Raw genomic sequence first — 15,571 nt, forward strand, 5'->3', positions numbered from 1 at the left:
AAATCTAGGTAGAATAATATGAATATGAAAAGGAAATGTTTATTGGTCTCCCTTCCAAATGATAAAATACCAAATCTTTAATAGTGATGCATATAACCAGTACCTGCAGATGATCCCATTATATGTTTACAACGGTGACCAATGCGATCCAAAAAAATGTACCGCTAAGAAGATGTCCAGGTTACGTCTGGTAAAGACCATTAAGCTGCTCCGCGAGATTCCGAGGGGCAGCATCGTTCTCAACCCAATGGCAGAGAAGGCTTTGTCCGTCGAAGACAGGGAGAGGGCGATGAAGAGGGGGATCGTCGTGATGGACATCTCATGGGAGCATATCGATTTGTTTCCGAAAATCAGAAAGGACGTCGAGCAGCGCGCGCTTCCCTATCTTCTCGCAGCCAATCCAGTCAACTGGGGGAAACCGACGAAATTGAGCAGCGTTGAGGCTGTCGCCGCGGCGCTTTTCATACTGGGATTTCCTGATGAGGCAAGAAAGATCCTCTCCAAGTTTTCCTGGGGTGATAATTTCCTCGCGCTCAATCGAGAGCCTCTTGAACGCTACGCTCGTGCGAAGACGAGCGCTGAAGTTGTTGAAATTCAGAAGGAATATTGTGAAAGCGAGTAAGATGATACCAGCGTTCTCCTTTCATTCTTCTGATAGGTGGTATTGATTTTCTCACTTTACTTTCACTTCAACTTCAGTTGTTAATTAAATTAGTTTAATTGGAAAACTATTATACCTCTTTGTTCTTCGCAAGAATGCAAAGCCGATCCGTCCGCCAAAAGGAGGGATTTTTTGCCTATCGAGTACACGAATGAGGATCTCATCGCCAGATGGGAAGAATTCTTCGAGACAACAGAGTACAGACTGAAAGTAAAAGAAGTCTCGGACATGTACCCTGAATTGAGAAGCGTTCTCGTTTCATATTCTGACATTGACCAGTTCGATCCCGACATCGCCGATTATTTACTTCAACATCCACATAAAACGCTCTGGACAGGCGAACAGGCAATCAGAAAGATGATCCCTCCTGGCAGGGAGGGCGTTGATATCCATTTGAGAATCGTTAGTCTTCCAAGAGACAGCAGAATCGAGATCAGGAAGCTCCGCAGCAAGCACCTCGGCAAACTCATCTCTGTCGAAGGTCTTGTGAGAAAGGCGACAGAAGTCCGACCAAAAATCACGAGCGCACTTTTTCAATGCATGCGCTGCAATCAGGTTATTAGAGAGCCACAGGAAGGCCTTTATTTCAAAGAACCACTCGAATGTTACAAGGAACAAGGCGGATGCGGTCGGACCGCGAGTACAACAAAATTCAAGCTGCTAACGGAGGAGTCACATTATGTTGATACACAGAAAATTGAGATTCAGGAGAGCCCGGAAGGTCTGAGGGGAGGCGCTCAGCCGGAAAGGCTCATCGGATATCTTGAAGATGACATTGCTGGCAAGATCTCTCCAGGCGACAGGGTTATTCTCAATGGCGTGTTGCGATCTGTGCAGAAAGGTGCTCAGATCAAGTCCACGCTCTTCGACATTAATCTCGATATCAACTCCGTAGAATTTCAACAACACGAATATGAGGAGATCACGATCAGCGAGGAGGATGAGCAGGAAATCATACGTCAGGCGAGAAGCCCCGATATTTTTGAAAAAATCGTCAAGTCGATTTCACCAGCGATCTATGGCTATGAGATTGAAAAGGAGGCGATCGCCCTTCAGCTTTTTGGGGGTGTACCGAAGCAACTCGAAGACGGGACGAGGATCAGGGGCGACATTCACATCCTCCTCGTCGGTGATCCTGGTGTTGCGAAATGTGTGACGTATGAGACTGAAATCACACTGGGCGATGGGACAAAGCGAAAGATCGGGGAGATTGTGGAGGAGGTATTGGCAAGAAAGAATTCTGTAGAAGTTGACGATGGTGTTTATGCCGAAACCGATTTCACGGTTCTCACCTTCTCGCATCGCGGAATCGTCGAAGAAGGAAAAGCAGTCAGGGTGTGGAAGCGGCGATCACCAGATCACCTTCTTCGCGTGACAACTGCTGGGGGTAGAACGTTAATTGCGACCTCGACACACCCGCTTTTCGTGCAGAACGGTCCCTGGGTACAGCCGCGCAGCATCTCGAAACTTGAAATCGGCAGGTATATCGCGGTTGCGGAGGGGCCAGGGAGGGCCGGACCGGACGAGACGATCGGCTACGCGAGGGGGCTCTCTTGGGATCGAATCGTTTCGATTGAAAAAATCCGGGCTGAGGACGAATGGGTCTATGATATTGAGGTCGAGGAGACGCACAATTTCATTGCGAATGGCATCATTTCGCACAACAGCCAATTGCTGCGCTACATGTCCGAACTCGCGCCCCGAGGCATCTACGCATCGGGAAAGGGGTCTTCAGCCGCTGGATTGACCGCTGCAGCAGTCAAAGATGAATTCGGCGAGGGTCGCTGGACTTTGGAGGCTGGGGCCCTCGTTCTCGCTGACAAGGGAATCGCGGCGATCGATGAGCTCGATAAGATGGAAGAACATGACAGGAGCGCAATGCACGAGGCTATGGAAAGCCAGACCGTCACAGTCGCAAAAGCGGGAATCACAGCGCGATTGCAGTGTAGATGCGCGATTCTCGGCGCTGCCAATCCAAAATACGGTCGATTTGAAGAGCATAATTATATTGCCGACCAGATCAACCTCCCGCCCGCGCTTCTGTCGAGATTTGATCTCATTTTCGCCATGACTGATAAGCCAGACGCAGAGCTCGATGCGAAGATCGCCGATCACATTCTTAAAGCGCATCGGTGGGGACAGCTGAGAAAATACAAGGATCCGAGCGAGATCAAGGAAATCAAGGTCGATCAAATCATCGCCGATAGCCAGGAGCTTACACCAGTCTTTTCGAGGGATTTCTTCAGGAAGTACATCGCGTACTCGAAGCGCTTTGTGCCTGTGTTGACGGATGAAGCGATGAAAATCATTCATGATTACTATCTTCAGATCAGAAAACAGGGGGAGGGTGAAGGCGCTTCTGTCCCAATCACCGCGAGACAGCTTGAGGCTTTCATCCGCCTTTCCGAGGCGAGTGCACGCGCGAGGCTGAGCCCTCTTGTCACAGCTGAGGATGCAAATCGCGCGGTCAGGATCGTTGAATACTATTTGAGAAAGATCGCCGGCGAAGCTGGAAGACTGGATATCGACATCATCACAACGGGGACGAGCAAGTCACAGCGCGAGCAGATCGGTGTGCTGAGGAAACTGATTTCTGATTTATCGGATCCAAGGAAAGGCGTCTCGGTTGAAACGCTGGTCCAGGCGGCGGATAGGGAAGGAATTTCAGAGGACAAAGTGAGGCTTCTTCTGAAACGTTTGAGCACGGCTGGCGAAATTTATTCGCCCTCACCAGGCTATTACAAGCTGGCGTCGGAGGAATGAGTTGATCACAGCGCGTGTTTATCGGAGGGGAAAGGATATCGTCGTTGCGGCGTGCGATAAAGACCTCCTCGGGAGAATGTTCAGAGAAGGGGAATTGCACCTCGAGGTGGTCAGGGACTTCTATGAAGGCGAGGATGTGGATGAAGAGACGTTGGTCAACAGGCTTTCGATCGCGACGATCGCCAATCTCGTTGGAGAGCTGACGGTGAGGATCGCGATCGAGCATAAATTTATCAATGAGGAGTGCGTGCTGAGGATCGCCGGTGTTCCTCACGCACAGATGGTGAGAATTTAGAATGTTCTGCGTCAAGTGCGGCCGTGAAGGTCCTACATATGAAAATCTATGCGCATCATGCTTCATTGCTCAGACGCGCTTTTCGGATATCCCGGATCACGTCGACCTGGTTGAGTGTACACTCTGCGGCGAATTTTTATTTGAAGGCAAGTGGAAACAGTACGATTCGATTGAAGACGCCGCCAAAGAAATTGCGTTGCAATCGATTATTCTTCGTAAAGGTGCTTGGGTTGAAGACGCCACTGTCATCATCAGCCAGCGAGACGAGAGGAATTACAATTTGGCTCTTGATCTTACTATCAGATTCGAAAATCTCGTCAAAAATGAACCGTTGAATACGACAGTGCGCGTCAAGAAGGGATTGTGTCAGCGTTGCAGCAAAATCAAAGGTTCCTATTACGAATCGATCATCCAAGTGAGAACAAGGAATCGAGCGTTTCCGGCAAAGGAAAGAGAAGCGCTGCTTTCTGAGATCGAGGCGCTTGTCGCAATTGCTTCGAGGAAAAGCAGGGACGCGTTCATCTCGAAGATCAAGGAAGAACAGGGTGGTTTCGATGTTTATCTGTCATCATCATCGCTTGGCAAATCCATTTCGAGGGAAATTTCGAGATTGCATGGAGCGGAGCTCAAAGAGTCCGCGAAGCTCGTTGGTAGAAAAGATGGGAAGAATGTCAAGCGGGTGACTTACCTCGTCAGGCTACCTTCTTATCGCGTGGGCGATATTATTCGTCACAACGGACAGATATATTATGTCGAGGGGATCGGTGCGCATGGGGCGAAATTGGTTAACCTCGAGACTCATGAATCAATGATGTTCGGTAGCGGTGAATTGGAGTCTGCCCGTGTGGTCGTGGAACGCGAGAGGATCGCGGAAACGGTCGTGTTGAGAGAAGAGAAGAAGGAAATCGAGCTCCTCGACCCGGGAACGATGAAGCCCGTTGTCATCAGGAAACCGCTTTCTTATAACGTCAAAGAAAAGAAAGTGAAAGTCGTCGTTCACGAAAACCAGATCTTTTTGATCCCGTCCTTACATGAAAGATGAACGGGGAAATGAAAAAAAGCAAAATCAAGACTCATTCCTCGAGGAAAGCATCCTTTGATCTTTCGATGAGCTCTTTCAGCTCCTCTACAGCCTTCTCCACTTCCTCTTTCTCCCCTTTGACTATTACTCTATTTCCTCTTTCCCGCCATTGCTCGTCGGGCAAAGAAGCAATTTTCACTCGGTATTTCTTGACGATCTGGTTAAAAAGAGGTTCCATTGTCGTTTCGCCCCTCCACGCTCTGATCTCCATCGTGTAAACATTTTCACCCTCTATTCTCGGGAGAATGTATGCCTCAAACATCGGGATCATTTCTTTCGGAAAGCCAGGAAGGCAGAATATTGTCATTTTTCCCTTCCTCGCCTCGATCCCGCAAGCCGCTCCAGTGATATTCTTGAGGGCAATCGTGCCTTTAGGAATTGTGGCCATTCTAAGCGCCTCGTCGGTCAGAACTGGTTTTTTTCCGTACATTCTTTCGACTGCATCGCTCAGCCAGCCGACCGCTTCCTGATGAATCTCAAGGTCAACGCCGAGAAAATCAGCGATGGCGTACCGCGTCACATCGTCGAGTGTCGGACCGAGGCCACCAGTCACAATGACCAAATCGATGCCCCTCTGCTCGGCGAATCGTAATGAATCAACAATCTCTTCCTTATTATCCCCAAGTATGGTGATCATATTGATCGAGGCGCCTCTCTCTCTGATTAAATGTATCATCTGTGTTGGATAAGGGTTGATTTCGCCAGTGAGAAGCTCATCGCCGATATGAATGATCTCGATTTTCAATCGATCTCCTCCACTACGCTGACATCTCTCTTCTCGAGAAAATCACGAATGCGAGTAATAATGAAATGACGATGTACGCAATGGCCACGAGTATCGCTGTCGTCACATCGGGATAATAATTTGCGATTTCAAAGACACCGCCGCCTGGTAGATCTATTGTCTGAACAAAATCTTTTGGATACGGCGTCTCCATGATGTAATTGATCGCGCCGGAGGCAAAACTGATCGAGAAATCCGGCTTGACCTTCGCGAATGTTAGAATGCCATCTGCGATCAGAAGGATCGGAAAGAAGAGGGCGAAGGTGAGAACGAGTGCCCCAGTTGAGCCCTTCATGACTGCGCTGATGAGATATGCGACGGACACGGCCGCAATCGCGAAGAGAATCGCGAGGCCAAATGATGACGCTGTCAGATCAGAAAGACCGCCATTGATCGCGAACACGAGAACAGACGAAACGCCGTAGAAAACTCCCAGCGCCGCAGAAATGATGCCGATCGATGCAAGAAACTTTCCTGCAAAGAGGACGCCTCGTTTCACAGGATTGGGAAAGATGAGGTACCCCGTCCTGTTCTGAAATTCCGAAACAAGGGAATCGCTTGCCAGTAAAGTCGTTCCGACGATGATCAAAAACCAAACCCATTGAATGAAAAGCTGTGAGAATTCTGCAGGATCTTCTGGATAATCTCTTCCTAATGCAGGAGGGACGATCATGATGAGCGCGATCATGAGGAATTCAAGAACAAAAATCCCAAGGAGGCGCTTGCTTCTCAGATATTTGAGGAATTCGTATCGCGTGACGGTCATCATTTGATTGAGATCTGATGGGATTTTGTTACTGTCTGTCATTTCCTCACCTTGAATCCTTGATCAACGACATGTAAAGCGACTCCAGCGCGACCCCCGTCTCTCTAAAACTCACGACCCTGAGTCCAAGTGCCTGAATGTCAGTCAGCAACTTTGCCTGCATCTGCTCATCACCGTCAAAGGCGATTTTGAGTTGTCGATCCCCTAGAGGATCCACTGAAATGACACCATCGAAATGAGCTATGCGATCGACCATATAGCCATCCAAAGACTGTAGCACGCGCACCTCGATGTCTTTCACCCTTGTCTTGCTGATCAACGAGGAGACGGTGTCATGCAGCAAAAGTTTCCCCCGATCGATCAGGGCGACGCTCTCGCAAACCTCCTGGACTTCGTTGAGGAGGTGTGAACTCATGAAGATCGTGTAATCACCCTTTTTCAATTCCTTGAGAATATTCCTGACCTCGACCATTCCCCTCGGATCGAGACCAGATGTTGGCTCGTCGAGGATGAGGACACTCGGCTCGTGCAGAAGCGCCTGTGCGATCGCGAGGCGTTGTTTCATCCCCTTTGAAAATTTTCCGATCCTCTTATTCGCCCACTCCGTGAGCTTGACAATCTCCAAAACCTCTCTGCTTCTTTTTTCAATTTCTCCTTTGGACATCCCTCTCAGAGTGCCAAGGTAGCTCAACGTTTCGATCGGCGTCAGATAAGGATAAAACTCAGGCGTCTCGACGACAGCGCCAACACCAGCAAGCGCTCTCTTTGGATCTTCCGTCACATCGATCCCGTTGAGGAATGCGCGCCCTGAAGTCGCGGAAAGCATATTCGTCAGGATTTTGATCGTTGTCGTCTTTCCAGCACCGTTCGGGCCGAGAAAACCGAGAAACGATTTCTTTTTGATCGTCAGATTCAGCGCGTCGACTGCTTTGAAACCATTGAATTCCTTTGTCAAATTTTCAATTACAATGGGCGCATCCATATGAATGACCTGCGGTTTTTGAGTAAACCGTTGAACGAAGGAGTTGCGATATTAATCTTTTGGTCAGGCAAGCAAAACATTTTTTCCAAACGTCGTCATACATTTCATGTGATCTGATGATCTCCTCTCAGCTAATCGAAGAGGTTGTTGTCAATCTCCTACGAAAAGCTTCGACTGCCATTCCCCGCGATGTCCTCCGTGCACTTGAAAATTCAATTGGATCAGAGACTTCAAATGTCGCAAGGGTGCAGCTCCAGGCGATTCTTGACAACATCAAAATGGCATCAGTATGTTCGATCCCGATCTGTCAGGACACAGGGATCCCCCTCTTTTTCGTCAGGGGCGATTGCAGCTCGGAAGTGTTTGAAGGGATTAGATCTGGCGTGAGACGGGCGACAGAAGAGATTCCGTTGCGACCAAATGTCGTCCATCCAATTACGCGCAAGAACCCAGGCAACAATCTCGGTGAACGGATGCCTTTCGTTCATTTTTTACCGTCACAGGGAGATTATTTCGAAATCACCGTCATGCCGAAGGGTGCCGGATCCGAAAACATGAGCGCGTTGAAAATGCTCAACCCCTCCGATGGCATCGAGGGAATCAAGGAACTCGTTCTAGAGACTGTTGTCAACGCCGGAGGGAAGCCCTGTCCGCCGATTATTGTGGGTATCGGTGTCGGTGGATCTTCTGATATCGCGACGACTCTGGCGAAAGAAGCGCTTCTTGTCTCTCTCGAGAAAGAAAATACCGATCCCATTCTCTCTTCGCTGGAACGGGAGATCCACACGGCGCTCAATCAGACTGGTATCGGGCCAATGGGGCTCGGCGGACGAACAACAGTCCTCGGCGTCAAGATCAAAATGGCATACTGCCACACAGCGAGTTTGCCAGTTGCGATCAACCTGCAGTGCTGGGCGGCGAGAAAGGCGACGGCGAGGATTTTTGAAGACGGCACGGTTCTTTATTCGTTAGAGGGATTTGAATGATTCTCAGCACCCCGCTTTCTGAAGAGCTCGTGAGGTCGCTTAGGGTTGGTGATACGGTCAGACTCAATGGCATCATTTATACGGGGAGGGACGAGGTGCATCGTCGTGCGCTCGAAATGCACGAACGGGGAGAAAAGCTTCCAGTGGATCTGAAAGGTGCGGCGCTTTTTCATTGTGGGCCGATTATGAAGAATGAAGGTAGCGAATGGAAAGTTCTCGCCGCTGGTCCAACGACGAGTGCAAGGATGAACGCGCTCGAACCGAAGTTCATTGAGATTTTTGGGGTGAGAGCGATCATCGGAAAGGGGGGAATGTCAAGGCAAACCGTCGATGCGATGAAGCGTTTCGGCTGCGTTTACCTCGCCGTCACGGGTGGCGCCGCTGTTACGACGGCGAAAAGTATCAAGAAGGTTGTCGGTGTTGAATGGTTCGACTTAGGAATGCCAGAAGCACTATGGATCTTTGAGGTGAAAGACTTCGGACCGCTCATCGTCGCGATCGATACAAACGGTGAGAGTCTTTACGAACAGGTCGAGAGAAATGTGATGAGTAATCTTCTCGCAGTACGACAGATGCTAGGTCTCAAAAGAGAATGAAAAGATTAATTTATTCTATTTTCAAAATATAAAATGGAAATTACGAGGCTATCATTTCTCTTCTTCAGCTTCTTCTTTCTCTTTCTCCTCGATTTCAGGCTCTTCTTGAGCCATCAATTCGGGATTCTGGACGATCTTGAATCGGATAAATAAGGATATGATCAGTATGATGATCGCGACGGAAAGAGCGACGACCATCAGGGAATGCGGGAGATCGAAGCCTGGAATGAATCCACTGCTTTCCTCGATCGCCTCTCTTTCAATGGAAAAATCGTAGCGTTTTTCCTCGAATGGTGAAAGGGTAATCTGAACAGTCTTTTCTTGATATCCCTGTTTTCTGAACGTGAGGGAATACGTTCCAGCTGGAACGTTTGATAGTGTGTAATTGCCGTTTGCATCTGTTGTCGTTGAAGCTGAAAAAGACTGCGATTGCAACACTACTTGTACACCAGCAACTGGACTATCCCCGAAATAAACTCGTCCATAGAGCTTCGCAGGTTGCTCGACGAGGGTGAAATTGAGGACTGTCTTCTTCCCTCTGATGATGACGACTGGCTCGTTAAAGTATGAAGTCCAGTATCCTTGTTTCTCCGCATAAGCGATATAGATCCCTGGCGCAATCCCACTGATGGTATACTCGCCAAGCGGACTCGTCGAAACACCTGTGTAATTATTTTTAGAGCTTCGCAGGTGGACGGTCGCTCCCGGTACTGGCGCTGTCCCGTTTGTCACGTAACCTGTTAAAGTTCCAAGGATCTCGGACATCGTAAAATTGAGAATTGGAAGATGTGACGGGTCGATGATAATGTTGTAATAGGTGATATTTGCCGTGTAATTTGTCAACGAGGCTGAAATGTTGTAAGTGCCGGAAGGAAGTGATAAGTTGTATTCGCCGGAAATATTTGAGACGGAAAAAAACACGGAGTTTGTCGTCGTGTTGATCGCAGTTACGTTGACCCCAGCAAGTGGCGCGCCCCTTTCGTTGAAAACAAACCCTCTGACATAAACTTCGTTGCCCTCCTGCGCAACCGATTGAATAGAGATTGGCGATAAAAGAAAGGAGATTAGGATAGCGGCGAGCAGAAAGGCAGAAAGGTTTCTCATGGCAGGTGTGCACTATAGACTGCTGAGAATAAATTAATTGCGAAACATGAGAAATCACGGCGATCTGCGCTAATCCATATCGACGTGGGTCGACTCCTTCTTCAAGAGGCACCCCTTCGCAAATTAGTAATACAAGAATGATCAATGAATTTTGATTTTCAATTTGGAGAGATAAACCGATGATGGAACGAGTTACACGATGCTATACGAAAGAAGAAGTACTCGCTCTCATGGATCCGCTGATCGCGGAATGGTTCAACAGCAAGTTTGCGGATCTGACTGAGCCGCAATCTTATGCGATCCCCCTCATCCATCGGAGGGAAAACGTCCTCGTATCCTCGCCAACTGGTTCAGGGAAAACCCTGACCGCCTTCCTGGCGATCATCAATGAACTGATCAGTTATTCAAAGAAAGGAAAACTGGAAGACAGAGTCTACGCAGTTTATGTTTCCCCCTTAAAAGCGCTCGCGAACGACATCAACAGAAACCTCGAGGAACCGTTGAGGGAAATGCGAGCACTCGCTGAAAAAAAAGGCTTAGAATTTCCAGATATCAGAGTTGGCGTGCGGTCCGGTGATACTTCCTCCTACGAAAGGCAGAGAATGCTGAGAAAGCCGCCTCACATCTTTATCACCACACCGGAATCGCTTGCGCTGGTTCTGGCAGCCCCGAAGTTTCGAGAGCGATTCTCGAAAGTGGAATACGTGATCGTAGACGAGATCCATGAGCTCTGCGACTCAAAGAGGGGTGTGATGCTCTCCCTGACGCTTGAAAGGCTCCAAGCGTATTGCGAAAGACCATTCGTGAGAATCGGTCTCTCGGCGACCCTCGCTCCGATTGAGGAGATTGCTGCGTTTCTCGTCGGTTTTGAGAATGGAAGGCAAAGGCCTATCAAGATTGTTGAGGTTCGAAGCCAGAAGAATCTTGATTTGAAGGTCCTCTGTCCGACCGACGATATGACCGCCTTGCCTTACGAAATTGTCAATTCGAAGATGTACGATTTATTGAAGGATCTCATCGAGCAGCACACGACAACCCTCATTTTCACCAACACAAGATCTGGCACAGAAAACGTCGTTTACAAGCTTAAAGAAAGAGGCGTCGAGGCGATTGAAGCGCACCACGGGAGTTTGAGCAAGGAGACAAGGCTTGATGTCGAGGAGCGACTGAAGAAAGGTGAATTGAAATGCGTCGTTTCATCGACATCCCTCGAGTTGGGAATCGACATCGGGTCGATTGATCTCGTGTGCCAGATCGGCTCGCCTAAGTCGGTGGCGAAAGCGCTCCAGCGAATCGGGAGAAGCGGCCATGGTTATGGGCAGACTTCGAAGGGCAGAATCATTGTCTTTGACAATGACGATCTTGTCGAATGCGCCGTGCTCTCGAGGGCTGTTAAGAGAAATCAAATCGACAGGGTGAGCATCCCCGAGAACTGTCTCGATGTGTTGGCACAGACGATCGTCGGCATGTCGATCGAAAAGCGGTGGGATGTGAAAGAGGCGCTGGAAATTATCCGTCGCTCCTACTGCTACAGGAATCTGCCGGAAGAGCGATTTTACGATGTCCTCCGTTACCTGGGAAGCAAGGATGAGTTTGAGGGTGTCTATTCTAAAATCTGGTACGATGAGGAGGAAAGGCGTTTTGGGAGGAAACGGGGAGCGAGGATGATTTACTCGCTCAACCTCGGCACGATTCCCGAGGAAGCGAATTACACCGTTTATACGGAAAAAGGAGGACAAGTTGGTGATCTCTCGGAAAAATTCGTCGAGCGTCTCACGCCAAAAGACATCTTTGTTCTTGGTGGTAGAACTTACGAGTATGTTAGGACAAAAGGTATGAGGGTTTTCGTCAGGACGGCGACAGGCAGGAAACCGACCGTCCCTTCGTGGACAGGCGAGATGTTACCGCGGAGCTTTGATCTCTCCATCGAGATTGCACGTTTCCGCAGGGAGATGGCGGCGAAACTGAAGGAAGGTGACGAAAAAACAATGAGGTGGCTCGTCTCTGATTTCAACATCGATTACGGATCTGCCAATTCAATTATCAGTTACTTCAAGGAGCAGCAGGCAGCCTGCGGCGTAATACCGAATGATCGCGTACTCGCGGTCGAAGGTTACAGGGATATGGCTGGTAATTACAGCATCGTCTTTCACTTTCCATTCGGAAGGCGCGTCAACGATGCTCTTTCTCGTGCGTACGCATTCCAACTCACAAAATCTCTCAACTGCAATGTCAGCGTATCAGTGACCGACGACGCATTCCTGTTGAACGTGCCGAAGCGGGTCGATCTCGATGGGATTGAGAAGCTTGTGTCGAGCGACGAGCTTGAGAATATTCTCCGGCGCGCCGTCAGGGATTCCGAGATTTTCAAACAAAGGTTTCGCCACACGGCCGCAAGGAGCTTCATGATTCTGCGTAACTACAAAGGGAGGGAGGTTTCCGTCAACAGGCAACAGATCCGTTCGAGTTATCTTCTCGACGCACTTGGTAACATTGAGAACATGCCGATCGTTGAGGAGACCTATAGGGAAATTCTCAACGACGTCATGGATCTTCAAAATGCAAAGCTCATTTTATCATTAATTGAAAAAGGGGAGATCGCTGTCGAGGCGATTGACTACTCTTCTATTCCTTCGCCGTTCGCGCACGGAGTGATCCTTGCTGGTATCTCGGATATCGTGCTGATGGAGGACCGCAGCTCTCTCCTGAAGGAGCTCCATCGCAAGATTCTCTCGAAAGTTCTTGTTACGGAACTATCGGAATTTGAGTTCGAGGCGGAGCAGGTCACCGCTTATTTCAGAAAGAAAATCGGGATGATCGAGAAAAAAGAGGATATTCTCAATTTGCTCAAACTCACAGGGCCAATGAGAATTTTCAAAGAGCGAGCGCGGAGTATCTATCCATATGCTTCGAAAGAAAGAAAGATCGTCGAAAAGTGGGCAGAGGAACTTCTCGAAGAGATGAAGATTGCATCGGTCTTCATCGATGACTTTTACTTCGTTGCTGCTGAAGATCTCAATACATACGCGACCATTTTCAGCAGAGAACGACCGCTTGGCGATCTCGAGCGAAAAGCTCTTGAAACGCTCAGCGAGGAAAAAACGCAGGCGCAAATTGCCCAAATTCTCGGAATTAATTTTGATACGGTGAGCAGGATTATCCATGTTCTAGAGTCAACCCAGCTCGTCGGAAGAGTTGCACATAGAGGTGGCCAGTGGTACTTTAAGCGACGAGAAATCTCGAGAAGACCGTATGAGGAATCCTTGCAGATCGCTGTGCGCAAATTCCTCGCCTCAAACGGTCCAGCGACAGTTGAGGAGATCGCATATGCATTGATGTTGGCAGAGGAAAAGGTTCTCGATACCGTTGAATCGCTCGTCAACGAGGGCATCCTCGTTAAAGGAAAGTTCATCGTCTCAGAAAAGCCACAGTACATGCTTCGCATCGACTATCTCAGGTTGAGAAGTGAGAACTTTGCGGCATTCGATTCGAAGACAGTCGAATCTTATCGCAGGTGGAAGCTTGATGGACCTTTCAATTCGATTGAGGAATGCCTTCGTTTCCTTGGAGGAGTGGGTGATCCCCTCGACGTCTTTTACCGTGTATCAGGGTTTACGATGGATGAATGGGAGCGCTTAAGAAAGTCGGGCAAGATACTCCTCGGACGTTTCCATAGGGGGAGGGTTAGGTATGTTTTGTCGGATGATGCGCCACTTTACGTTTCTGCATACAGAACATCGGCGATTGGACAGCGGGAAATGGAGATACTTGATCTCATCAGGCGCCACGATGGCCTCAGTTTCAGGCAACTCGCCTCCCTGGTCAACATGACGAAAGAGCAGCTGAGAACAAGTCTCGAGAGGCTCGATAGAAATCTCCTGGTCATCAGGCTGTATGACGAAAACGAAAATCTTTCGAGAGAGAACATTTACGCTTATCTCAATGTCGCACCGTACGAAGGTGATGCGAAGGAGGAAATTGTTAGGCGATTCATCAGAGCTTATGGTCCAGTTTCGATGCAAGCGATTGTAGGCTATACTGGCTTCTCATCGGGAGAAATTGAAGCGATTCTTGATAAAGAGGGGATAGCGAAAATTGTTGTGGGAGAATCGCAAGCGGAGATGTTTGTCTTAGCGGATGAGCTCGAAAAGCTCGAAAGTTTCTCTGAGTCCGGAAAAAAGATTCGTATCAGATCGCTTCACGATCCCTCGGTTCAACTCCTTTGGGCCGAGATCACATCGAGGTACGGCGATAAATGGATTTATCCAGTCATGCGTGATGGGACACTGATTGGAGCAATCGAAAAGTGGAAAATGAGCGGATGCGTCGAAATCAGGGCGATCGATCTTGATGACCATGGCGCACTCGATGAGGTTTTGAATGCGATCGATGACACCATGGTCTTCTATCGGCAATTGGGCTACGATATTGTAAGAGTAAAAGAAGCACTTGGCGTACCAGCTGAGGAGATATCCAGCGAGCTCCTCGGGAAATTTTTCAATGCTGGATATCACCGAATAGGAAGATCTCTGATCAAAGGAAACTTTGTTCCGCAGGTCTACGCATGGGAACAGATTCTTCAATACATCTTCTCGAAACAATCGATTTATCCGCAGAATAACTTTGAGAACGTGCTCGAGGCGGTGAGGAAAACAGGGGGATTCAGGGCCGATCCGCCCGCCTTTCTCAGGAGTAGGGTGAAGGTCCCGTTAAGAAAACTCGTTGAACAGGGAATGCTTGTTCGAGCGCAGGTGATCCCCTCCTTCATGACTTACACGACCATCGAATTTGCCTCACTTTGCCGAAAGGCAAGGAATGGCGAAATGACCGATGATATGAAACTCCTCCTCCGCGTCCTCAATGACCATTCTTCAATCTCAAAAGAGGAATTATTCTCGGCGTCACCGCTTGGCTACGGAAAAACGTATGAGGCGCTTAAAAAACTCGTGGAAAATTCAGCCGTCTATTTTGATGGGAGAAGGCGAATATCGGTCGTGCCAGAGATCGATCTCAGCGCGGACGCCGCGCGCGTCAAACTCGTTGAACATCTCTTCGAGAATTACGGTATCTTCAGCGCTGAAAACCTCGCGAGGATGCTGGACTTCATCATGCCTATGAGGGAATTGAGAAAGTTGCTCGCTTCTCTCGAGAAAGATGGTCTCCTTGTCAAAGGATATTTCGTCAGCGATGATGAAACGCTTTACTGGATGTTGAAGGACGATCTGCCTTTGAAGGAGATCGAATGTGAGGACGGATTCGTTCTCACGACGGACGATCATCTCTTTTTCTACTTGCAACCGTGGTTAAAGAAAGAGATTGGACAGCGTGCTGAAGCGATTTTCAAAGGGTCTCGTTTGATCGGCAGTTTCAAAGCTCATCGCCTTGGCACCGATCTGTACCTCGACGAATTCTCTGGTGGTCAGGAGGCGAAGAGAATACTCAACACCCATTTACGGATTAATCATTTCACGCTTAGAAAGAGCAGGGAGGAGAAGATCCCTGACTGGGAAGTGCAGGAGTTTTACGAGAAAACTCATCCGGGCGAAGTTTGAT

The 15,571-nt window shown here is 48.8% G+C and carries 11 protein-coding genes; 7 read left to right on the plus strand and 4 right to left on the minus strand.

Annotated elements, in window-relative coordinates; translation table 11 throughout:
* Positions 1-109 precede the first annotated feature (109 nt).
* From H5T41_06425 to H5T41_06440, 4 genes are all read left to right on the plus strand, one after another.
* On the plus strand, positions 110-622 hold the full coding sequence (locus H5T41_06425) for a DUF367 family protein (GenBank protein ID MBC7108405.1): 513 nt from the start codon (positions 110-112) through the stop codon (positions 620-622).
* Positions 623-793: 171 nt separating this feature from the next.
* Positions 794-3,424, plus strand: a complete 2,631-nt coding sequence (locus H5T41_06430) for an ATP-binding protein (GenBank protein ID MBC7108406.1) — start codon at positions 794-796, stop codon at positions 3,422-3,424.
* A 1-nt stretch (position 3,425) separates the two neighbouring features.
* Positions 3,426-3,719 (plus strand): DUF424 family protein, encoded by a 294-nt coding sequence (locus H5T41_06435; protein MBC7108407.1) that lies wholly within the window; start codon positions 3,426-3,428, stop codon positions 3,717-3,719.
* 1 nt (position 3,720) lies between these two features.
* On the plus strand, positions 3,721-4,761 hold the full coding sequence (locus H5T41_06440; GenBank protein ID MBC7108408.1) for a hypothetical protein: 1,041 nt from the start codon (positions 3,721-3,723) through the stop codon (positions 4,759-4,761).
* A gap of 31 nt (positions 4,762-4,792) precedes the next feature.
* On the opposite strand, the gene H5T41_06445 is transcribed toward H5T41_06440, so the two are convergent.
* Genes H5T41_06445 through H5T41_06455 form a run of 3 tightly spaced genes read right to left on the minus strand, consistent with a single transcriptional unit; the run spans position 4,793 to position 7,332 of the window.
* Positions 4,793-5,545, minus strand: a complete 753-nt coding sequence (locus H5T41_06445) for a competence/damage-inducible protein A (protein MBC7108409.1) — start codon at positions 5,543-5,545, stop codon at positions 4,793-4,795.
* Positions 5,546-5,558: 13 nt separating this feature from the next.
* Entirely contained in the window at positions 5,559-6,392 is an 834-nt protein-coding gene (locus H5T41_06450) for an ABC transporter permease (GenBank protein ID MBC7108410.1), read from the minus strand.
* Between the two features lie 4 nt (positions 6,393-6,396).
* On the minus strand, positions 6,397-7,332 hold the full coding sequence (locus H5T41_06455; GenBank protein ID MBC7108411.1) for an ABC transporter ATP-binding protein: 936 nt from the start codon (positions 7,330-7,332) through the stop codon (positions 6,397-6,399).
* 116 nt (positions 7,333-7,448) lie between these two features.
* Here H5T41_06455 and H5T41_06460 point away from each other — a divergent pair, with 116 nt between their 5' ends.
* Both H5T41_06460 and H5T41_06465 read left to right on the plus strand, forming a co-directional pair.
* On the plus strand, positions 7,449-8,318 hold the full coding sequence (locus tag H5T41_06460) for a fumarate hydratase (GenBank protein ID MBC7108412.1): 870 nt from the start codon (positions 7,449-7,451) through the stop codon (positions 8,316-8,318).
* Positions 8,315-8,914, plus strand: coding sequence for a fumarate hydratase C-terminal domain-containing protein (locus H5T41_06465; protein MBC7108413.1), 600 nt, complete (start codon positions 8,315-8,317; stop codon positions 8,912-8,914). Before H5T41_06460 ends, H5T41_06465 begins: the two co-directional genes overlap by 4 nt.
* A gap of 51 nt (positions 8,915-8,965) precedes the next feature.
* On the opposite strand, the gene H5T41_06470 is transcribed toward H5T41_06465, so the two are convergent.
* The gene (locus H5T41_06470; GenBank protein MBC7108414.1) at positions 8,966-10,018 is read right to left on the minus strand and encodes a carboxypeptidase regulatory-like domain-containing protein; all 1,053 of its coding nucleotides are present in this window, start codon (positions 10,016-10,018) and stop codon (positions 8,966-8,968) included.
* A gap of 182 nt (positions 10,019-10,200) precedes the next feature.
* Between H5T41_06470 and H5T41_06475 the strand changes: the two genes are divergently transcribed.
* Complete coding sequence (locus H5T41_06475) at positions 10,201-15,570, plus strand: ATP-dependent helicase (protein ID MBC7108415.1); 5,370 nt, start codon at positions 10,201-10,203, stop codon at positions 15,568-15,570.
* Position 15,571 lies beyond the last annotated feature (1 nt).

The organism is Methanomassiliicoccales archaeon (assembly GCA_014361295.1).
Lineage (GTDB): Archaea > Thermoplasmatota > Thermoplasmata > Methanomassiliicoccales > JACIVX01 > JACIVX01.